Origin of the sequence: Comamonas thiooxydans (assembly GCF_000964545.1) — a bacterium.
GTDB lineage: Bacteria > Pseudomonadota > Gammaproteobacteria > Burkholderiales > Burkholderiaceae_C > Comamonas > Comamonas thiooxydans.
Genome location: NZ_BBVD01000010.1, coordinates 191,785 through 210,847, shown reverse-complemented (window position 1 = coordinate 210,847; position 19,063 = coordinate 191,785). Strand labels below are relative to the sequence as shown.

Annotated in this window: 18 protein-coding genes and 1 riboswitch; of the genes, 11 read left to right on the top strand and 7 right to left on the bottom strand. The window is 62.6% G+C overall.

From position 1 onward, the window contains the following. The first annotated feature begins 62 nt into the window (after positions 1-62). Together murJ and Cth01_RS17610 are read left to right on the top strand one after the other, a co-directional pair. Complete coding sequence (murJ, locus tag Cth01_RS17615) at positions 63-1,628, top strand: murein biosynthesis integral membrane protein MurJ (protein ID WP_034353558.1); 1,566 nt, start codon at positions 63-65, stop codon at positions 1,626-1,628. 104 nt (positions 1,629-1,732) lie between these two features. Further along, the gene (locus Cth01_RS17610; protein WP_045839941.1) at positions 1,733-2,581 is read left to right on the top strand and encodes a SirB1 family protein; all 849 of its coding nucleotides are present in this window, start codon (positions 1,733-1,735) and stop codon (positions 2,579-2,581) included. A gap of 24 nt (positions 2,582-2,605) precedes the next feature. On the opposite strand, the gene Cth01_RS17605 is transcribed toward Cth01_RS17610, so the two are convergent. Together Cth01_RS17605 and purM are read right to left on the bottom strand one after the other, a co-directional pair. After that, positions 2,606-3,664, bottom strand: coding sequence for an AI-2E family transporter (locus Cth01_RS17605; protein ID WP_034353554.1), 1,059 nt, complete (start codon positions 3,662-3,664; stop codon positions 2,606-2,608). 37 nt (positions 3,665-3,701) lie between these two features. Continuing rightward, entirely contained in the window at positions 3,702-4,754 is a 1,053-nt protein-coding gene (gene purM, locus Cth01_RS17600; protein WP_034380447.1) for a phosphoribosylformylglycinamidine cyclo-ligase, read from the bottom strand. Positions 4,755-5,111: 357 nt separating this feature from the next. On the opposite strand from purM, the gene hda reads away from it, so the two are divergent. From hda to folK, 4 genes are read left to right on the top strand one after another with little or no spacing between them, the layout of a single operon-like run. Next, positions 5,112-5,810: a DnaA regulatory inactivator Hda gene (gene hda, locus Cth01_RS17595; RefSeq protein ID WP_003070849.1), complete on the top strand. Its 699-nt coding sequence runs from the start codon at positions 5,112-5,114 to the stop codon at positions 5,808-5,810. Between the two features lie 57 nt (positions 5,811-5,867). Further along, positions 5,868-6,569, top strand: coding sequence for an HAD family hydrolase (locus Cth01_RS17590; RefSeq protein ID WP_045839940.1), 702 nt, complete (start codon positions 5,868-5,870; stop codon positions 6,567-6,569). Next, positions 6,566-8,131: a polynucleotide adenylyltransferase PcnB gene (gene pcnB, locus Cth01_RS17585; RefSeq protein WP_045839939.1), complete on the top strand. Its 1,566-nt coding sequence runs from the start codon at positions 6,566-6,568 to the stop codon at positions 8,129-8,131. Before Cth01_RS17590 ends, pcnB begins: the two co-directional genes overlap by 4 nt. Beyond that, positions 8,124-8,636, top strand: coding sequence for a 2-amino-4-hydroxy-6-hydroxymethyldihydropteridine diphosphokinase (gene folK, locus Cth01_RS17580; RefSeq protein WP_045839938.1), 513 nt, complete (start codon positions 8,124-8,126; stop codon positions 8,634-8,636). The genes pcnB and folK overlap by 8 nt, the downstream gene beginning before the upstream one ends. 113 nt (positions 8,637-8,749) lie before the next feature. On the opposite strand, the gene Cth01_RS17575 is transcribed toward folK, so the two are convergent. Beyond that, the gene (locus Cth01_RS17575; protein WP_034353539.1) at positions 8,750-9,718 is read right to left on the bottom strand and encodes a Bug family tripartite tricarboxylate transporter substrate binding protein; all 969 of its coding nucleotides are present in this window, start codon (positions 9,716-9,718) and stop codon (positions 8,750-8,752) included. 120 nt (positions 9,719-9,838) lie between these two features. After that, entirely contained in the window at positions 9,839-10,885 is a 1,047-nt protein-coding gene (locus Cth01_RS17570) for a CDP-6-deoxy-delta-3,4-glucoseen reductase (protein ID WP_012839448.1), read from the bottom strand. A gap of 169 nt (positions 10,886-11,054) precedes the next feature. Here Cth01_RS17570 and Cth01_RS17565 point away from each other — a divergent pair, with 169 nt between their 5' ends. Beyond that, positions 11,055-11,942 carry an SDR family oxidoreductase gene (locus Cth01_RS17565; RefSeq protein ID WP_082085684.1) on the top strand — a complete coding sequence of 296 codons (888 nt, stop codon included), beginning with the start codon at positions 11,055-11,057 and terminating at the stop codon, positions 11,940-11,942. Between the two features lie 118 nt (positions 11,943-12,060). On the opposite strand, the gene Cth01_RS17560 is transcribed toward Cth01_RS17565, so the two are convergent. Both Cth01_RS17560 and Cth01_RS17555 read right to left on the bottom strand, forming a co-directional pair. Next, complete coding sequence (locus Cth01_RS17560) at positions 12,061-12,744, bottom strand: DUF4124 domain-containing protein (protein WP_045839936.1); 684 nt, start codon at positions 12,742-12,744, stop codon at positions 12,061-12,063. An 87-nt stretch (positions 12,745-12,831) separates the two neighbouring features. Then, positions 12,832-13,452, bottom strand: coding sequence for a hypothetical protein (locus Cth01_RS17555; RefSeq protein WP_034353526.1), 621 nt, complete (start codon positions 13,450-13,452; stop codon positions 12,832-12,834). 247 nt (positions 13,453-13,699) lie between these two features. Next, positions 13,700-13,868, top strand: a riboswitch (FMN riboswitch). A 90-nt stretch (positions 13,869-13,958) separates the two neighbouring features. Here Cth01_RS17555 and Cth01_RS17550 point away from each other — a divergent pair. Then, a complete protein-coding gene (locus Cth01_RS17550) occupies positions 13,959-14,501 on the top strand; it encodes a 6,7-dimethyl-8-ribityllumazine synthase (RefSeq protein WP_034380434.1) in 543 nt (180 codons plus the stop codon). Between the two features lie 239 nt (positions 14,502-14,740). Further along, positions 14,741-15,877: a branched-chain amino acid ABC transporter substrate-binding protein gene (locus Cth01_RS17545; protein WP_034353520.1), complete on the top strand. Its 1,137-nt coding sequence runs from the start codon at positions 14,741-14,743 to the stop codon at positions 15,875-15,877. Positions 15,878-16,012: 135 nt separating this feature from the next. Here the strand turns inward: Cth01_RS17545 and Cth01_RS17540 are convergent, their stop codons facing one another. Then, positions 16,013-16,924 carry a LysR family transcriptional regulator gene (locus Cth01_RS17540; protein ID WP_045839935.1) on the bottom strand — a complete coding sequence of 304 codons (912 nt, stop codon included), beginning with the start codon at positions 16,922-16,924 and terminating at the stop codon, positions 16,013-16,015. Positions 16,925-17,032: 108 nt separating this feature from the next. Here Cth01_RS17540 and Cth01_RS17535 point away from each other — a divergent pair, with 108 nt between their 5' ends. Then, on the top strand, positions 17,033-17,692 hold the full coding sequence (locus Cth01_RS17535; RefSeq protein ID WP_045839934.1) for an NAD(P)-dependent oxidoreductase: 660 nt from the start codon (positions 17,033-17,035) through the stop codon (positions 17,690-17,692). Between the two features lie 129 nt (positions 17,693-17,821). Next, positions 17,822-19,030 (top strand): sugar transporter, encoded by a 1,209-nt coding sequence (locus Cth01_RS17530; RefSeq protein ID WP_045839933.1) that lies wholly within the window; start codon positions 17,822-17,824, stop codon positions 19,028-19,030. Positions 19,031-19,063 lie beyond the last annotated feature (33 nt).

Below are 19,063 nucleotides of genomic sequence, written 5' to 3'. Positions count from 1 at the left end.
CAGAGTGAAAAGCGCCGCAAATCAGCCTGCAGCGCTTGGCATGAACGCATACACTTCGCTGCGTGTCACTGTTCAAAGCCGCCTCCACCGTATCCCTGATGACGCTGGCCTCCCGTGTTTCGGGGCTGGTTCGCGATCTGCTCATGGCCTCCATGTTTGGAGCCAATGCCCTCACAGACGCGTTCAATGTCGCCTTCAGAATTCCCAACCTGTTCCGGCGCCTGTTCGCCGAAGGGGCTTTCAGCCAGGCCTTTGTGCCGGTGCTGGCTGCGAGCAAGACCCGGGATGGCGAGGAGGCCACGCGCCACCTGATCAGCCATGTCGCGACCATGCTGTTCTGGGCTCTGCTGGTGGTCTGCGTCTTGGGCGTGATCGGCGCACCGCTGCTGGTCTGGCTGCTGGCCAGCGGCATGCGCCAGTCACCCGACGGCTATCACGCAGCCGTGGTGATGACGCGCTGGATGTTCCCCTATATCGGCTTTATGTCGCTGGTGGCTCTGTCGGCAGGCATTCTCAATACTTGGAAGAAGTTCGCGGTGTCGGCAGCCACGCCCGTGCTGCTCAATATCAGCATGATCGTGGCGGCTCTGCTGGGAGCCCCCTGGTTCGAGAAGCAGGGCATAGAACCCATCTATGCCATGGCTGGCGGCGTGATGCTGGGCGGCGTGCTGCAACTGGCGGTGCAGATTCCTGCGTTGCGCTCCATGAGGCTGATGCCACGCATAGGCTTCTCGTACGCAGCCATTCGCGCAGCCTGGGACGAGGCGGGTGTGCGTCGCATCCTGGCACTGATGGGGCCGGCGCTGCTGGGGGTAGGGGTGGCCCAGGTCTCATTGATGATCAACACCCAGATAGCTTCCTATATGGCGCCCGGAAGCGTGACCTGGTTGTTCTATGCCGACCGTCTGATGGAGTTTCCCACGGCCTTGCTGGGCGTGGCTCTGGGAGTGGTGCTGACGCCGCAGCTGGCTTCAGCCAAGGCGGCAGGTGATGGCGAGCGCTATTCCAATATGCTGGACTGGGGTCTGCGCCTGGTCGTGCTGCTGGCCGTGCCCTGCGCCGTGGGCCTGCTGACCTTTGCCACGCCGCTGGTGGCCACGCTATTCCATCGTGGTGCCTTGCATGACAGCGATGTGGGGCAGATTGCCCTGGCGCTGATGGGCTACGGCGCCGGCCTGCTGGGCCTGGTGGCCATCAAGGTGCTGGCCCCCGGCTACTACGCCAGCCAGGACATCCGCACACCCGTGAAGATCGCAATCGTGGTGCTGGTGATTACGCAGTTGCTCAATCTGGTGCTGGTGCCCTGGCTCAAGCACACCGGGCTGGCCCTGTCCATCGGTCTGGCTGCACTGGTCAACGCGAGCTGGCTGCTCACGGGCTTGTTGCGTCGCGGTACCTACAAGCCCAGGCCGGGCTGGTTGAAGTTCATCATGCAGGTGATTGCGGCCAGTGCCTTGCTGGCGGTGCTGCTGCTCTGGGGCAGTCAGCACTTCGACTGGGTGGGCTTGCGCAGCAATGGCTTGCTGCGCGCAGGTCTGCTGGCAGCCATGATGGTTGGTGCCGCCGTGCTTTACTTTGGCGTGCTGATGCTGTCGGGCCTGAATCTGCGTCAATTGCTGCGTCGTTAAAGCTTGAGCTGCTCATGGAAAAGTGAGCGGTCAGTGCAGGTTTTACAGGCGTATCAAGGGGATTTCGCTTGCATGACCTGCCAAGGCGGCTTACAAATCAGCCTATGAGCTGGACGATAGACGAGTACCCCACGGCCCTGCAGTATTTTGCGTCTTTGGTGCAGAGTGATGAAAACTTTGCCTTGATGGAAGCCGCCATCAGCATTGCTCAGGATGCCGAACCTGATCTTGACCTGCAGGCCGTGCTGGCCGAGCTGGACAGGCTGCAAGTGCGTTTGGTGCAGCGTCTGGCCGGCGAGGAGGACGGTTTGCGCAAGCTCGGTGTGCTCAACAAGTTCTTCTATGGCGAGCTGGGCTTTGCCGGCAACCTCAACAACTATTACGACCCTGCCAACAGCTACATCCACCATGTGCTGCAGACAAGGCGCGGCATTCCCATCAGCGTGGCACTGGTCTGGCTGGAGCTGGCTGCCGGCATCGGTCTGACGGTGGAGGGCATAGGCTTTCCAGGGCATTTTCTGGTCAAGGTCATGCTGCCGCAGGGGCAGGTGGTGCAGGATCCGTTGACAGGCGACTCCTATTCCGCAAGCGCCTTGGCAGAGCGCCTGCAGCCGTTTCTCGATCAGGCCGGCATTTCACCCGATGATGCGCCGCCGCTGGGGCTGTATCTGCAGGCCGCTCATCCGCGAGATGTTGTGGCGCGCATGCTGCGCAATCTGCAGGAGATTCATCAGGTCCAGAAAGACTGGCCCATGCTGGTGGCCGTGCTCAATCGCCTGATCCTGTTGCAGCCTGGCCGCGAGGAGCTGTTCCGGGACCGCGGCATGGCGTATGCCCAATGGGGAGTGATTGAAAGAGCGCTATCGGATCTGGAGCGTTATGCGCCTGCCGCACAAGGGCAGGAGGCCGATTACATCGCCAAAACCATTGCCCGGCTGCGCCGCACGGGTTGAGCGCCTTGGTGGCAAGCAGCTTGCTTACACCAGTTGTGCGGCTTCCAGCTCTTTCTTGAGATAGGCATAGAACAGCGGCGCTGCCACCAGACCTGCTGGGCCGAAGACGGACTCGGCCACAAACATTACGGCCAGCAGCTCCCATACGCCCATATGCGTGCGTGTTCCCACCACTTTGGCGTTGATCACGTATTCAGCCTTGTGAATCAGGATCAGGAAGCCCAGGCAGGCAGCAGCAGCTATGGGCGATACGGACAGGCCGACCAGCGTCAGCACGGCATTGCACAGCAAGTTGCCGACGATGGGGATCAGCCCGGCGATAAAAGTCAGCGTGATCAGCGCGGGGGTGTAAGGCAGTTGCAGCTTCCAGATCGGCAATATGGCCAACAGGAAGATGGACGTCAGCAGCGTGTTGAAGGCCGCAATCCAGAACTGGGCGGCCACGATCTGCTTGAAGGCCAGGGCAAAGTGACCGATGCGCTGCTGCAGGGCCTGCACCAGCGGCGGGTGACGCGTGGCGATGGGGCGAACGGCTGCCAGCGCGCCGATGATCAGGCCCACATAGGCATAGAGCAAGCCAGTGAGCCAGGCTCGGCCTGCAGTGGCCAGCACACCGGCCTTGGCGGCCAGATAGCCGGCCAGCTTGCTTTGAATTTCCTGGGCACCGTCAGGCAGCTGATCGGCAATGTCCGAGGGCAGTTTCTCTCGCAGCTCCAGTACCGTGGCCGCCAGATAGTCCAGCAGTTCCTTGTACTGGGCGGGGGCTTCGGTGATATAGGTCCGGGTCTGGGAGAGGGCGCCGCTGAGCAGGGCCAGTGGCGCCAGAATCACGATGGTGGTGGCAACCACCTGGGCCCAGCGTGGCAGCTGGTTGCTGGCAAAGGCGCGAGGGTTGGCGCGTGACAGCAGGCGCGAAAGCGAGCGGGTAAGCATGAAGCCTACGCACACACACAGCAGGCCGGGGAGTATTCCCTGATGCATGACGAGCAGCAATGCTGCTCCCATCAATATGTAACTGGCCAGTATGACCTTGGGCGAAGGGCCCGGTTGCGTAGTGATGGGGGCGGGCAAATGCTGCGTCATTCAGGCTCGGGGTAGAGGGGCTGTGATGAAGATTTGCTTAGCGAACTTCAACGGGCTTGCCGGAGCCGATTTCCGTGATGGCGCCGATGCTGTAGACCTTCTCGCCCAGCTCGGCCAGTGTGGCTGCCGTGGCTTCTGCGTCTTCAGCGGCCACCACGACCACCATGCCGATACCGTTGTTGAACGTGCGGTTCATCTCGATATCGTCAATGCCGGCAGTCTTTTGCAGCCAGGCGAACAGCTCGGTCTGGGGCCAGCTGCCGGCCTTCAGATGGGCCGCGGTGCCTTCGGGCAGCACGCGGGGAATGTTCTCCAGCAGGCCGCCGCCCGTAATGTGGGCCAGGGCCTTGATGGGGTGCTTGTCCAGTGCGGCCAGCACATTCTTTACATACAGACGGGTGGGCTCCATGATGGCGGCCTTGAAGGGCTTGCCGTCCAGGGTCTCGGGCACGCTGCCCTGGGCTTCTGCGCGCTCGATGCACTTGCGTACCAGCGAGAAACCGTTGGAGTGCACGCCGTGGGAAGCCAGGCCCAGCACCACATCGCCGGGCTTGACGTTCTGACCGCTGAGGATCTTGGACTTTTCGACCGCGCCGACGGCAAAGCCGGCCAGATCGTATTCGCCATCGGGGTACATGCCGGGCATCTCGGCGGTTTCACCGCCGATCAGCGCGCAGCCCGACAGCTCGCAACCCTTGGCAATGCCGCCCACCACGGCAGCTGCCGTGTCCACATGCAGCTTGCCGCAGGCGAAATAGTCGAGGAAGAACAGAGGCTCGGCACCCTGCACCAGCACATCGTTCACGCTCATGGCCACCAGGTCGATGCCCACGGTGTCGTGCATATTCCACTCGAAGGCCAGCTTGAGCTTGGTGCCCACGCCGTCGGTGCCGGACACCAGCACGGGTTCCTTGTAGCGCTTGGGCACTTCGAACAGGGCGCCGAAGCCGCCGATGCCGGCCATCACGCCTTCGCGCATGGTTTTCTTGGCCAGGGGCTTGATGCGTTCGACCAGGGCGTCGCCTGCGTCGATGTCAACACCGGCGTCTTTGTAGGAAATGGGGGTAGAGGAGGATGCGGAAGAGCTCATCGATGGATCCGGTGCGGGGGCGCCCTGCTGGGCGGAAACCCCGGGATTCTACGGCGCTTGCCCGTGCAGCGGGGGCGCCCGGACATGCGTCAAAGGGTTTTGCTGGAGCATTCATGGCCTGACTACAACAACGGCAGTAGGCAAAATCAGCCCGAAGCCGCTCGGGGGCTGCGAGTGCAGACTAAAATTGGTGCTTTTGTTACCGAGTGATCACGCTAGGGCATATTGCAGGGCCTGATCTAAGTGCGCGTCCGGGCCTTTGTTTCTTCCACCATTGATGCTGATGAATCTCCTGCCAGATTTCGCCGCATGGGCTGTTGAGTGCCCAGGAAAGGGGGCGCTGCGCGTATGTCGCAGATGAAGCAGCTGGCTCTGGATATCAGCATGGCGCCCGGCCCGACGCTCGCGCGTTTCTTTGTCGGCCCCAATGCTGCGTTGATCGATCACCTGCGTCACTGGGTGGGCGATGGCCAGCTGCAGCAGTCGCGAACGCCGGTACCCACCTATCTCTGGGGAGAGGCCGGGTCCGGCAAGAGTCATTTGCTCAAGGCGGTGCGCGAAGCCCTGCGCGAGCAAGGAGCCATGGTGGGCTGGATGGATGCATCCACGCCGTTCCCGCCCGAGTTCGACGAACGCTGGGCCGCCGTGCTCATGGACGATGTGGACATCTACACCCCGTTCCAGCAGGCGCGTGCCTTCAACTGGTTTGTGAATGCCACCAGCCCTGCCACCGGCCTGCCGCGCTGGGTGCTGGCTGCAGGCCAGCTGCCAGTCGCCGATCTCAAGATGCGCGAGGACTTGCGCACCCGCCTTGGCTGGGGTCATGTCTATCAGCTGCATCTGCTCGACGAGTCGGCACGGCGTGCCGTGCTGCGTCAGGAAGCCGATGCCCGTGGCGTGTTTCTGAGCGACGAAGTGATGGATTACATGCTCAGGCGCTTTTCGCGCGATCTGGGCTCGCTGATGCAGTTGCTGGACATGCTGGACGGTTTTGCCCTGCGCAACAAGCGCGCCATCACCATCCCGCTGCTCAAGACCATGCTGGAAACCGAGTGAGGCCTGTGCTCACGCTTTCTGCTTTGGCCATGCCACAGCACTTTTTGTTGGATTTGTATGTCGACTTCTGAATTGGCTATCAAGCCCAGGCTGGCCCTGTTTGACCTGGACCATACGCTGCTGCCGCTGGACTCCGACCATGGCTGGGGCGAGTTCTCCATTGCCATCGGCTGGTGCGACCGCGAGGAGTTCGGGCGCCAGAACGACGCCTTTTTTGACGACTATCTGGCCGGCCGTCTCAACATTCCCGACTATGTGCGCTTTGCCACGGCTGCCGTGGTCCAGCGCGGCGAGGCTGCAGCCACGGCTGCGCACCTGCGTTTCATGGACGAGGTGATTCGCCCGGCGATCAAGCCTGCCGCCCTGGCCCTGGTGCAGCAGCACCTGGATGCGGGCGACACCGTGGTCATCACCTCGGCCACCAACGAGTTTGTGACGCGCCCCATCGCCCAGGCTTTCGGCGTGCAGCATCTGCTGGCGACCGAGCTGGTGCGTGATGGCAGCGGCTGGTTCACGGGCGAGATTGACGGTATTCCCAATATGCGCGAGGGCAAGGTCGTGCGCATGACCGAATGGCTGACCCAGCGCGGCCTGCGCTGGGAGGATGTGGAAGCGACCTTCTACAGCGACTCCATGAACGATGTGCCCCTGCTTGAAAAAGTGGATCACCCGGTGGCCACCAACCCCGATGCGCGCTTGCGTGCCCTGGCCGAGGAACGCGGCTGGCGCATCGTGGACCTATTTAGCGAAGCACCATGATCAAGACCATTATTGACAAGCTGCTGGGCAAGGCGCCCGCAGCCCCCCGCTCGCGCAAGCCCAAGTTCGGCAAGCGTGAGGAAGTGCCGGTTCAGGTGCATGGCATAGACCCGAATCTGGTGGACCGTCGCGCCATCGATGTGGTGCAGACCCTCAAGCGCTCGGGCCACGAGGCTTATATCGTCGGCGGCGCCGTGCGCGACCTGCTGCTGGGCCTGCGTCCCAAGGACTTCGACGTGGCCACCGATGCCACGCCCGAGCAGGTCAAGAACCTCTTTCGCCGCGCCTTCATCATCGGCAAGCGTTTTCGCATCGTGCATGTGGTCTATGGCCGCGGCCGGGAAAACGAAGTTATCGAGGTTTCCACCTTTCGGGCCTTTCTGGACAACAGCGCGGCCGAGCAGGTCAGCGGCAATGAACGTACCAGCAAAAATCAGCTCGCAGGGCTGAAACATGCAGTGGATGCCAGCGGCCGAGTGCTACGTGACAACGTCTGGGGCCCGCAGGACCAGGATGCCACGCGCCGCGACTTCACCATCAACGCCATGTACTACGACCCCGAGACACAGATTGTGGTCGACTATCACGGCGGTATTGCGGACGCCAAGAAGAAGGTGCTGCGCATGATCGGCGATCCGGCCACGCGCTACCGTGAAGACCCGGTGCGCATCATTCGGGCCGTGCGCTTTGCCGCCAAGCTCAGCGGCAAGGGCTTCAAGCTCGAAGCCAAGACCGCCAAGCCCCTGGTCGAGTGCGAGCCGCTGCTGCAGGAAGTGCCGCAAAGCCGCTTGTTCGACGAAATGCTCAAGCTGCTGCAGACCGGTCACGCGCTGGCCTCGGTGGCTCAGCTCAAGGAGCTGGGCCTCTCGCGCGGCATCTATCCGCTGCTGGACGTGGTCATGGAGCGCTCCGATCATCCCTTCGTGCAGGCCGCACTGATGGATACCGACCGCCGTGTGGCCGAAGGCAAGCCCGTGGCACCCAGCTTTTTGCTGGCCTGTGTGCTGTGGCAGGATGTCAAGCAGGGCTGGGAAAAGCGTCTGGCCAAGAGCTATCACCCTTTCCCTGCGCTGCAGGAGTCGATCGACGAGGTGTTCGATCAGCGTATCGGCGATGTCTCGGGTCGGGGCAAGCTGGCTGCCGATATGCGCGAGATCTGGGTCATGCAGCCGCGCTTTGACAAGCGCACCGGAGCCACTCCGCACTCCATGGTGGCGCAGCCGCGCTTCCGCGCCGGTTTTGACTTCATGCGCCTGCGTGCCGATATCGGCGAGGTCGAGGAAAGTCTGGCCAGCTGGTGGCAGGAGTTCCAGCAGGCCGACGATGCCCAGCGAGATGACCTGATTGCCCAGGCTCGCGACGAGCAGCGCGCCCGCCAGCGTGCCCAGCAGCAGACGGCGCCCAAGGTGCACCGAGTGGCCAAGAAGAAAGCCGAAGGCGATCAGGAGAGCCCGCTGGATCAGGTGGCCGCAGAAGGCGATGCAGCCGCTCCCAAAAAGCGCCGCCGCCGTCGCCGCAAACCATCCGCTGGCGCTGCTCCTGTAGTCGGTGGTAATGAATAAACCGGCCGCGTTGGCGGCCGACACGGTTGCGGTCGGTCTCGGGGCAAACCTCGGCGATGCACGCCGGACCCTGTCCTGGGCCGTGGCGGCGATGGCCGGGCTGGCCCGGACCGAGCTGCTGGCCGTGTCCTCGCTCTACAGCAGCAAACCCATTGATTCGTCCGGGCCGGACTATCTGAATGCGGTGGCGTTGCTGCGCACCGGGCAGGAGCCGCTGGATCTGCTGCATGCGCTGCAGGCGATCGAGCTGCAGGCCGGACGCGAGCGCCCCTACCGCAATGCACCGCGCACGCTGGATCTGGATATCGAGCTATGGGGTGACCGGCACTCGGATGCTACCGAGCTGACCCTTCCCCACCCGCGCATGTGGCAGCGCGCCTTTGTGCTGCTGCCGCTGGCCGAAATTGCGCCTGGCTGCGTGAGTGCCGAACAACTGCAGGCAGTGGCAGACCAGGGCATAGAGCGCAGCCTGGCCCAGGGCTGGTGGATAGAGCAGTCAGCGTAGTTTAGATTTGATGGCTTCTCGCGCTTGCCTGGCAAGCGATTGAGGCTGAAACTACCTACAAAAGCCCCGGAGCCGTCAGGCTGCCGGGGCTTTTTTATCAGTGCCAGGACTCGTCAGTCGACCTTGGCGCCGGAGGCCTTGACGATGGGCTGGTATTTGGCGCGCTCGGAGGCCATGAACTTGTCGAATTCGGCGGGCGTGGAGCCCACGGGTTCGGCCATCAGTGCGTTGAAGCGGGTCTTGGTTTCCGGTGCTTGCAGAGCATCATTGAAGGCCTTGCTCAGCTTGTCCAGCACGGGCTTGGGGGTGCCGGCCGGGGCAACCAGTCCCCACCAGGTGTCGATGGCAAAACCGGGGTAGCTCTTGGACAGCGCGGGCACGCCGGGCAGCAGCGGCGAGGCATTGAGAGAAGTCACAGCCAGTGCCACCAGCTTGCCGCTCTTGATATTGGGCGCGGCCGCCGCCAGGTTGTCGATATTGAAGTCCACCTCGCCAGACAGCAGGGCCAGCTGGGCGGGGTTGGCGCCACGGTAGGGTACGTGCAGGGCGAAGATGCCGGCCTTTTGCTTGAGCATCTCGCCGGCCAGATGGCCTGCGGAGCCATTGCCGCCGCTGCCGTAGTTGAGCTTGCCGGGATGGCCCTTGGCGTAGGTGATCAGATCGGCCACGCTATGGATCTTGAGTTGCTCGGCCTTGGCAGCATTCATCACCAGCACATTGGGCACGCGCACCATCTGGGTGATGCCGGCAAAGTCCTTGCCCGCGTCATAAGGCATCTTGGTATAGAGCCAGGGGTTGACGGCATGCGTGGCCGTGGCGGCCAGGCCTATGGTCAGGCCGTCGGGCTGGGCCTTGGCAATGGCGTCGGCGCCAATGTTGCCACCGGCACCGGCCTTGTTGTCGATGATGACGACGCCCAGAGAATCACGTACCCGCTCTGCCAGCGCGCGGGAGGTGATGTCCAGCGGACCACCGGGCGCATAGGGCACGATCAGACGGATGGGTTCTTGGGCCTGGGAGAGGGGAGAGGCCAAGGCAGCAACGGCCGCCATGACCGAGAGAAGGCTGTTTCTACGGTTCATAGAGCTCTATTGTGCAAAAAATTGCATCGGCTCCGGAACTGGCGGTTACTTGTGCAAAAAAATTGCGTGTAAACCCTGATGCGCCATGGAATGCATCGGGGTTTGCGCAAAACAGCGCTCTTACTTGTCAGCTTCGGAGGTAAAGGCGTCGGCGTAGAACTCTTCGGCAGGCAGCGCGCGTTCGCTGGTATAAGCGGCGCGGGCCGAATCCACGACGATGGGAGCACCGCAGGCATAGACCTGGTAGCCGGACAGGTCGGCAAAGTCGTCCAGTACGGCCTGATGGACAAAGCCGGTGCGGCCCGTCCAGGCATCCTCGGCCAGGGCGTCGGAGATCACGGGCACATACCTGAACTGGGGCATGGCGGCCGTGTGTTCGGCAATCCAGCTGGCGTCATACAGGTCGGTGGGGCGGCGGCCACCCCAGTACAGCGTGACGGGGCGGTTGATGCCCTTGTGGCGCATATGCTCGATCAGTGCCTTGATAGGGGCAAAGCCCGTGCCCGAGGCGAGCAGGATGATGGGCTTGTCCGAGTCCTCGCGCAGGAAGAAGCTGCCGAACGGGCCCTCCACACGCAGGATTTCCTTTTCCTTCATGCCGCCGAAGACATGGTCGGTGAACTTGCCGCCTTCCATGTGACGGATATGCAGCTCGATGCCGGGTGCCGTCTCCTGCACGTGGGGCGCGGTGGCCATGGAGTAGGCTCGGCGGGCACCGTCGCGCAGGATGAACTCCACATACTGACCTGCGTGGTAGCGGAACTTCTCGCTGGCCGGCAGCTGCAGGCGCACCTGCATCACGTCATGCGATTTCTTCTCGAGAGCGGCCACGCGCACGGGCATCTTCTTGATGGGGAAGGAGCTGGCGTCCGTGACCTGGCGCGACTCCAGCACCACATCGCTGTGGGGCGTGGCGCAGCAGGTCAGCACATAGCCGCCGGCTTCCTCTTCGGCTGTCAGAGCCTTGTCCGAGTGCGTGCCGTGGCTGACTTCGCCGCTGAGCTTCTTGCACTTGCAGGAGCCGCAAGCACCGTCCTTGCAGCCATAGGGCAGGCCGACGCCGGTGCGAATGGCCGCGGCCAGAATGGTTTCAGCGCCCTGAGTGGCAAAAGCACGTCCGCTGGGCTGGACGGTAATTTCAAACGAAGCGTGGGCAATCTCGGTCATGACGTTTTGGTTATCCTTGAAGGCGTATCCGGCAGCCTTTTTGTCGGCGCTGCTGCTGTCGCAGCAACGCCAGTGGCTCCTTAGATCTTGTACGCAGCAGGTCCCGATTTTGCCTTCAAACCAAAGCCCATTGGGCGCGCTGCCAGCGCGCTTTCGTCGTGAACGCTTATTGATCGTCGGCCACGGCGATGTGGGTCAGCGCGTGGCCCGATTGCTGGTCGCTTCAGGCCGTGGCAGGCACGGAATTCAGGTACTGGCAGTGAGCCGCAGCCCAAGTCGGGCCGAGCAACTGCATGCCCAGGCTGTGAGGCCCTTGTGGGGGGATCTGGATGATCCGGCCAGCCTGCGCAGACTGGCAGGCATTGCGACGCGGGTGCTGCACCTGGCGCCGCCTCAGGCACCGGCCGCCGGGGATGAATGCTCGTGGCTGGACTCCCGCACCACGGCTCTCATGCGGGCACTGCGCCTGCGCAGTCTGCCGCGCAGCCTGGTCTATGCATCGACCTCGGGCGTTTATGGCGACTGCGAGGGGCAGTGGGTGGCCGAAACCCGGTCCGTCGCGCCGACGACTGCCAGAGCGCAGCGCCGTGTGAATGCCGAACTCGCAGTGCGCTTTGCCGGTCGCTCGGGCCTGCGGGCTAGCATCTTGCGCATTCCCGGCATCTACGCACCTGATCGTGAGGGCGGTACGCCCCGCGCCCGGCTGCAGCGTGGCACGGCCGTGCTGCAGTCCACGGACGACGTCTATACCAATCATATTCATGCAGACGATCTGGCGCGTGCCTGCCTGCTTGCGCTGTGGCGTGGCAAGCCGCAGCGCATCTATCACGCCAGCGACGATACACAGTTGAAGATGGGGGATTACTTCGATCTGGCGGCCGATCTCTACGGCCTGGCCCGCCCGCCGCGCATTTCGCGCGAGCAGGCACAGACAGAATTGCCGGCGAGTCTGCTGAGTTTCATGAGCGAGTCGCGGCGGCTGTCGAATCAGCGGCTCAAGCGCGAATTGCGGCTCAGGCTGCGCTATCCCTCGGTGACCGAGGGCCTGCAAAGCTAGGCAGAGCAAAGAGCACGACCCTCAAAAATTGGCGCGGTCAGGCATTGGGCAGCAAGCAAGCACCGCCGCGCAGCGAAACTGTCGTCCCTTGGGGAAGGCGTACAGCGCCTCAGGGGGATTACGGTATCGGATGCACGCCGCCTCGGTTGTCGTAGCAGCGGAAGACATTGCAGTTGACGATCTTGGCGGGCGGCTGCGATGGCGTGGGATGTGCCGGCGGGTAGCGGTTGGGATAGCCGTAGCCCCACTGCGGGCGGTTGATGGCATTGGGCTGCAGCGCCCGGCTTTGCTGCAGTTGCTGGTAGGCGGCTGCGCCCAGGCAGTTCATCTCCATCTGGGCCTGGGCCGCCTGGCTGCGCTCTCCCCAGGTGGCCAGGTCGGGGCTGGCTTCGGCCAGTATGGCGTTGTAGCGCTCGCGGGCCTGACGGCAGGCGGCCGTGTTTTCCAGATTGGCTACAGCCCGGGCCTGGGCTCTCTCGGCGGCCTCGCGTTCCTTGCGCTCCTGCTCTTCACGCTGGCGGCGCTGGGCTTCGTCGCGCGCCATCTGGGCCTTGCTGCGTTCCCGCGCCTGGCTGGCATTGGCACGCTCGGACGCAATTTCCTCGGCGCTTTGTGCCGCCTGAATCTGCGTGCTCATTTCGCCCGAGATGCAGCGGCCATTGGTATAGGTCACCTCGCCGGTCTTGGCATCGACACAGCGCATGACCTGAGCCTGGGCCGTGCCTGCGATCAGCGCCCAGCCCAGCAGCAAGCCCAGCGGCAGCTTGCGCATGATGACAGTGGGAGATAGGGGCTCTGGCATGACCGCTCCTTCAAAGGCGTTTGAGTGCCTGCAAATTATGAAGTGGCGGCAGGAAAAGCAGAAGCGGTGCCGTGCCACAGCGCCCGGTCAGCGCCAGTCACCGCGAGGAGGAAAGCCTTGCTGCTGGCCTTCGCGCTGGCGTTGCTGCTGGCGCTGATCGCGCTCACGTTCGCGGTCTTGCTGTTGGCGGTCGCGGGCCTGTTGCTGGCGATCGCGTTCGGCCTGCATGCGGTCACGCTCGCGCTGTTGCGATTGCTGTTGCTGCTCGCGCTCCTGCTGGCGGCGCATCTGGTCCTGATCGCGGCGATTCTGGGATTGCTGGCGATCCCATTCGCGGCGCTGCTGGTCCCGGTCACGCTGCTGCTGAGCGCGGTCGCGCTCCATCTGGCGTTGCCATTGTTCGCGATCGCGCATGTTCTGGGCGCGATCACGTTCCAACTCGCGCTGGCGCTCCCATTGACGACGCTCACGCTCGCGCCAGGCCCAGTCATTGCGGTCCTGACCCTGGTACACAGGGTAGGCGGGATAGGCCGGATAAGCGGGCTGCGGGCTGTAGATGGTGGTGGAGCCATAGCTGCCACCGTAGCCGCCGCCATAGCCGGAGTCGTACTCGCCGGGAACCGCGCAGGCAGTGCACAGCACGGCCAAAGCCCCCATGCTGGCCCAGCGCGTGGAGGTGGACATCAATGCCTGCAGGGATGGTTTCATGGCGTGTCTGGTGAGGTGTGGGTGGGCGCAATGCCCTGTGCTCTTAACGTCCGGCATCTGTTCCGGGTTGACTTCGCTACGCTGTATGCTCATCAAATGAGAGCTCGTTTCGCTTTGTGGACGAGCGTTAAGGGTGGTTTTTTCTTGATTTTTCAGATTGACGCCATAGTGACCCTTTTATCAAAAGCGCAGCCAAAGCGTCGCTAGAATGACTTCGTCTTGTGGTGAATCCAGGTTCGCCGCAAAGCAGCGTTCTCAGGGCGGGGTGCAATTCCCCACCGGCGGTATCTGTGGCAATGCCTTGCATTGACTGCAGCAGCCCGCGAGCGCCTGCAGTCTCGCCAGAGCCAGCAGGGTCAGCAGATCTGGTGAGATGCCAGAGCCGACGGTCATAGTCCGGATGAAAGAGATCGCGCAGCATCGGTTCGTGATGCAGCTATCGCTGCCGCATGGGCGGGTGTATCAGCGCACGCCCTGATTCATTGGAATTTTCTGGAAATACCACCATGAATCAGACCCCCATCTCCATGAACTTTGCCACTCACGCGACTTCCGAAGGTACACCCTGGAAGGCCGTCGCCAGCCGCAGCCGCATTGCTATCATCAGCGCCAGCTGGCACACCGAAGTGGTCTATCAGGCCCGCGATGCCGCCCAGGCCGAACTCCTGGCACAGGGCGTGCAGGCCGGCAATATCACGCATTTCAGCGTGCCCGGCGCCTTTGAAATCCCGCTGCTGGCCAAGAAGCTGGCGCAAAGCGGTCGTTTCGATGCAGTGATCGCCACGGCACTGATCGTCAACGGCGGCATCTATCGCCATGAATTCGTGACCACGGCCGTGATCGACGGCCTGATGCGCGTGCAGATGGACTCCGAAGTGCCCGTGTTCTCCGCCGTGCTGACGCCGCGCGATTTTCACGAGCATGGTGATCATGTGGAGTTCTTCCGCCAGCACTTCGTGAAGAAGGGCGTGGAAGTAGCCCATGCTTGCCTGAGCACGCTGGACCAGCATGCCAAGGTGGATGCTCTGCTGCAGGCCAAGGCTGCCTGAGTAGCGGGCCTTGATGAAAAACGCCCCAGTCTGGGGCGTTTTTCTTTGGCGCTGCTGCCATTTCGCGAGCAAGGGCTTGCGGCGGTTTTTTCCAGCACAGCCCGGGGCGCTTGCCGATCCCTGAAAACACTGATTGTTGTGCCGGTGTAGCACTCGCTGCACCTATGTGATTGCCTCATTGCCAATTGCCTGTCGCGGGGCATAAGGTTGCGTCTTGTCTCAACCGAGTGGAGTGCGCAATGAAGAATTTTGGCAAGTTGTGTATCGCGACAGTCGTAGCAGGTATGGCAGGGGGCGTGATGGCCCAGGAGCAGATCATCAAGATCGGCCATATCGGCCCGACCTCCGGCCCTCAGGCTCACTTCGGCAAGGACGATGAAAACGGCGTGCGCATGGCCATCGAGGACCTGAACGCTAAGGGCATGGAAATCGGAGGCAAGAAGGTCAAGTTCGTGCTGGTGGCCGAGGACGATGTGGCCGATCCCAAGCAGGGCACGGCGGCTTCGCAAAAACTGTGCGATGACAAGGTGGCCGGTGCAGTGGCCTTTGTGAACTCCGGCGTGGCGATTCCTTCTTCCAAGGTGTTCCAGGACTGCGGCATTCCCATGATCACGGGCGCTGCGACCAATCCCGATCTGACCAAACCCGGCTGGAACACCACCTACCGCGTGATTGCCAACGACAACGCCCTGGGCGCGGCGCTGGCTAGCTATGCGGCCAAGAATCTCAAGCTCAAGAATGTGGCCGTGATCGACGACCGCACGGCCTATGGCCAGGGCCTGGCCAATGTGTTCAAGAAGGATGCCGCAAAGCATGGCATCAAGATCGTGGCCAACGAGTTCACCAACGACAAGGCCACGGACTTCATGGCCATTCTGACCTCCATCAAGGCCAAGAAACCCGATGCCATCTTCTACGGCGGCATGTATGGTCAGGCCGGCCCCATGCTGCGTCAGATGGCCCAGCTGGGCATGAACGACGTCAAGATGTTTGGCGGTGACGGCATTTGCGTGACCGAGCTGGCCAAGGTGGCTGCCGGAGCTAAGCCGCTGGAGAACGTGGTCTGCGCCGATGGCGGAGCCTCCATTGCCAAGATGCCTGGCGGCACGGAGTGGAAGAAGCGCTATGACGCCAAGTATCCGGGCCAGTTCCAGGTCTACAGCCCCTACTTCTATGACGGCACCATGCTGCTGGCCGACGCCATGAAGCGTGCCAATTCATGGGACCCCAAGGTCTATATCCCCTTCCTGCAGAAGTCCGACTATTCGGGTGTGACCTCCAAGATCCAGTTCGAGAAGAATGGCGAGATGAAGAACCCCAGCTATACGCTGAGCCGCTATGTGAACGGCAACAAAACGCCTATCGACCTGAACTGATTGCCTTGAGTGCACCAGGCCATGTGGTGTGGCCTGTTTTGCAAAGCCTGCGGATGCCTCGCATTTGCAGGCTTTTTTGCTTTCGGCCTTTGGGGGCAGGCATGGATGTGGGGCGTTGCATGCGAAAGGATTGCGCTAGTTCTGCATGCCCTCTAGCTGCGCAAAATACTGGCGCAGCACCTCGATGGCCTCGCGCACCTTGGCGGGCAGGCTGTCGCGGCTGGCGGTGACGGCCCAGATATCCAGCATGCCCATATCCCAATCAGGCAGCAGGCGCACCAGGCTGCCCGTCTCCAGACTTGCCGCCACGTCATGGGCCGAGAGCAATGCAAGTCCCAGGCCTGCTTCACAGAACTGCTGCACCGCGCTGCGATGGTTGCTTACCATGAGCGGCCGCACCTGCAGCCGGTACTCCTGCGCCGTGCCCTGCTGGCGCCATAGAAAATCGGCCTGGGCGTCGTCGCTGCGGCTCATTTCCAGCCAGGGCAGCTGTGCCAGCTCGCCAGGGTGTCGAGGCGTGCTGCCGTGTGCCTTGATCCAATGCGGCGAGGCGCAGAGCACGGTGGCGCTGCGTCCCAGGTGGCGGGCCACCCAGCTGGAATCCTGCAGATTGCCGAAGCGCAGCGCCAGATCCACGCGCGCCTGGATCAGGTCTATGGGTGCGTCATCCATGAGCAGACGCAACCGCAGCTCAGGATGCATGGCCAGCCACTGGCCCAGTGCCGGGGCCGCATGCTGGGTAAAGCCGGCCGGAGCAGCCAGACGCAGCTCGCCGCTGGGCCGCTGATGCTCGGCAGCCAGTTCGGCGCGCGCCCGGCTGGCGGCATCGCACATGGCGGCGCACTGGGTGTAGAAGCGCTGGCCGGCATCGGTCAGCGTCAGCTGGCGCGTGGAGCGGTGCAGCAGCGTCAGGCCAGCATCGTGCTCCAGCTGACGGATATGCTGGCTGACGGCCGAGGGCGTCATGTCGAGCTGGCGGGCGGCTGCGCTCATGCTGCCGCGCTCCACCACGGCGGCAAAAATGGCCATGCGTCTGAAATCTTCCATGGGGCTATTTTGAAGTACTGCTTCAAGGTCATGGTGGCTGAAAGGGGTTTTTCTCGCGATTAATGCCGATTAATCTTTAGCCCTGTTGAAGATACAAGGAGTTTTCCAATGAAAGTCGCATTGATTGGCGCCACGGGTTTTGTCGGTGCCGGGTTGCTGGATGAGTTGCTGCGTCGCGGTCACGAGGTCGTGGCCCTGGTCCGCAAGCCCGAGGCCACTGCCCCACGCGAACATGTGCAGTTCGTCAAGGCCGATGTGCTCAAGGCCGACGAGGTGCAGCGCGCCGTGACCGGCTGCGATGCGGTGGTCAGCGCCTATAACGCAGGCTGGAGCAATCCCAATATCTATGACGATTTCATGCAGGGCTCGCGTGCCATCGTGCAAGGAGTCAAGGCTGCGGGCATCAAGCGTTATCTGGTCGTGGGCGGAGCCGGCAGCCTGTATGTGAATGGCCAGCAACTGGTGGATTCGCCCGATTTTCCGGCTTTCATCAAGCCCGGCGCCTCGGCGGCACGCGACATGTTTGCCGAGCTGCAAAAGGAGGCCGCCCTGGACTGGACCATGCTGAGCCCGGCCGTGGGCTTCCATGGCGGCTCCGATGCGCAGTCCAGAGGCCGTAGCGGTCACTACCGTACAGGCAAGGACGAACCTTTGGTGCAGGCCGACGGCCAGCCCGGCGATATTTCGGTTCAGGACCTGGCCGTGGCATTGGTCGATGCCCTGGACAGGAACGAACACGTCAAGGCTCGTTTCACCGTCGCGTATTGATCAAGCCCTGCCGTCGCCCGGTCCGACCCCATTGATTGATGGGGCAAGGTCGGGCTGTCTGTCTGCTGTCATGCTGCAAGCGCACAATTTCGGGTTTTGCGGCGCCAGACGCCTGCACGCCTTGATTGCATGACAGAAACCTTGACTGCCCCTATCGAATCGACCCGATCTCCCACCCAGGCCTGGCTCAGCGTGATTGCGCTGGCGCTGGGTGCTTTTGTCTTCAACACCAGCGAGTTTGTGCCGGTCGGTCTGCTCAGCAGCATTGGCGCCAGCTTTGACATGCAGGTGGAGCAGGTCGGACTGATGCTCACCATCTATGCCTGGGTGGTGGCGCTGGCTTCGCTGCCCTTCATGCTGCTCACGCGCAAGGTGGAGCGGCGCAAGCTGCTGATGGGCGTGTTTGCGGTGTTCGTGCTCAGCCATCTGGTATCGGGCGTGGCCTGGAGCTATGCATCCCTGGTCATCAGCCGTATAGGCATTGCGCTGTCGCATGCGGTGTTCTGGTCCATCACGGCCTCTCTGGCCGTGCGGGTGGCGCCTCCGGGCAAGAAGGCCATGGCGCTGAGCCTGCTGGCCACGGGGACTTCCGTGGCCATGGTGCTGGGTATTCCGCTGGGCCGCATCGTGGGTGAATGGCTGGGCTGGCGCATGACGTTTCTGGCCATTGGCGCGGTGGCAGCGGCGGTGATGCTGGTGCTGGGCAAGCTGTTGCCTCTGCTGCCCAGCGAGAACGCAGGCTCCCTGTCCAGTGTGCCCATGCTGTTCAGGCGCCCGGCCCTGGTTGGCATCTATGTGCTGCTGGTGGTGGTGATTACCGGCCAGTTCACGGCGTATAGCTATATCGAGCCCTTTGTGCAGGACATTGCCGGCCACGCCGGCGATGTGACCACGGCCGTGCTGCTGCTGTATGGCGGCATGGGCATTGTGGGCAGCGTGCTGTTCGGCTGGTTCGGTCTGCGCTTTCCGCGCGGCTTTCTGCTGGCGTCCATCGGCGTGCTGGCGCTGAGCCTGTTGCTGCTGGTCATGAGCAGCACGCATGTCTGGAGCCTGTATCTGCAAAGCTCGGTCTGGGGCATCTCCATGATCTGCTTTGCGCTGTCCATGCAGTCCAAGGTGCTGAATCTGGCGCCCGATGCCACCGATGTGGCCATGTCCATGTTCTCGGGCATTTTCAATATCGGCATTGGCGGCGGCGCACTGCTGGGCAGCATCGTCAGCCAGCAATGGGGCATGACGCATATAGGCCTCGTGGGCGGCCTGCTGATTGCCATGGGCGGCGCGCTCTGGTTGTACATGATGCTCAAGCTGGCCGACAGCTTCCGTTTGAAGTCCTAGTTTTGTATACAAAACTGGCCTGACTCTTGCATG

What these genes read in the sequence shown, in the direction of transcription:
- Cth01_RS17530 (WP_045839933.1), top strand. Translation starts at nt 17,822, where the DNA reads ATGACAGAAACCTTGACTGCCCCTATCGAATCGACCCGATCTCCCACC.
- Cth01_RS17555 (WP_034353526.1), bottom strand. Translation starts at nt 13,452, where the DNA reads ATGAAACCATCCCTGCAGGCATTGATGTCCACCTCCACGCGCTGGGCC.
- Cth01_RS17570 (WP_012839448.1), bottom strand. Translation starts at nt 10,885, where the DNA reads ATGACCGAGATTGCCCACGCTTCGTTTGAAATTACCGTCCAGCCCAGC.
- folK (WP_045839938.1), top strand. Translation starts at nt 8,124, where the DNA reads ATGAATAAACCGGCCGCGTTGGCGGCCGACACGGTTGCGGTCGGTCTC.
- Cth01_RS17605 (WP_034353554.1), bottom strand. Translation starts at nt 3,664, where the DNA reads ATGACGCAGCATTTGCCCGCCCCCATCACTACGCAACCGGGCCCTTCG.
- Cth01_RS17575 (WP_034353539.1), bottom strand. Translation starts at nt 9,718, where the DNA reads ATGAACCGTAGAAACAGCCTTCTCTCGGTCATGGCGGCCGTTGCTGCC.
- Cth01_RS17560 (WP_045839936.1), bottom strand. Translation starts at nt 12,744, where the DNA reads ATGCCAGAGCCCCTATCTCCCACTGTCATCATGCGCAAGCTGCCGCTG.
- Cth01_RS17550 (WP_034380434.1), top strand. Translation starts at nt 13,959, where the DNA reads ATGAATCAGACCCCCATCTCCATGAACTTTGCCACTCACGCGACTTCC.
- hda (WP_003070849.1), top strand. Translation starts at nt 5,112, where the DNA reads ATGAAGCAGCTGGCTCTGGATATCAGCATGGCGCCCGGCCCGACGCTC.
- Cth01_RS17610 (WP_045839941.1), top strand. Translation starts at nt 1,733, where the DNA reads ATGAGCTGGACGATAGACGAGTACCCCACGGCCCTGCAGTATTTTGCG.
- Cth01_RS17540 (WP_045839935.1), bottom strand. Translation starts at nt 16,924, where the DNA reads ATGGAAGATTTCAGACGCATGGCCATTTTTGCCGCCGTGGTGGAGCGC.
- Cth01_RS17590 (WP_045839940.1), top strand. Translation starts at nt 5,868, where the DNA reads ATGTCGACTTCTGAATTGGCTATCAAGCCCAGGCTGGCCCTGTTTGAC.
- purM (WP_034380447.1), bottom strand. Translation starts at nt 4,754, where the DNA reads ATGAGCTCTTCCGCATCCTCCTCTACCCCCATTTCCTACAAAGACGCC.
- Cth01_RS17535 (WP_045839934.1), top strand. Translation starts at nt 17,033, where the DNA reads ATGAAAGTCGCATTGATTGGCGCCACGGGTTTTGTCGGTGCCGGGTTG.
- Cth01_RS17545 (WP_034353520.1), top strand. Translation starts at nt 14,741, where the DNA reads ATGAAGAATTTTGGCAAGTTGTGTATCGCGACAGTCGTAGCAGGTATG.
- pcnB (WP_045839939.1), top strand. Translation starts at nt 6,566, where the DNA reads ATGATCAAGACCATTATTGACAAGCTGCTGGGCAAGGCGCCCGCAGCC.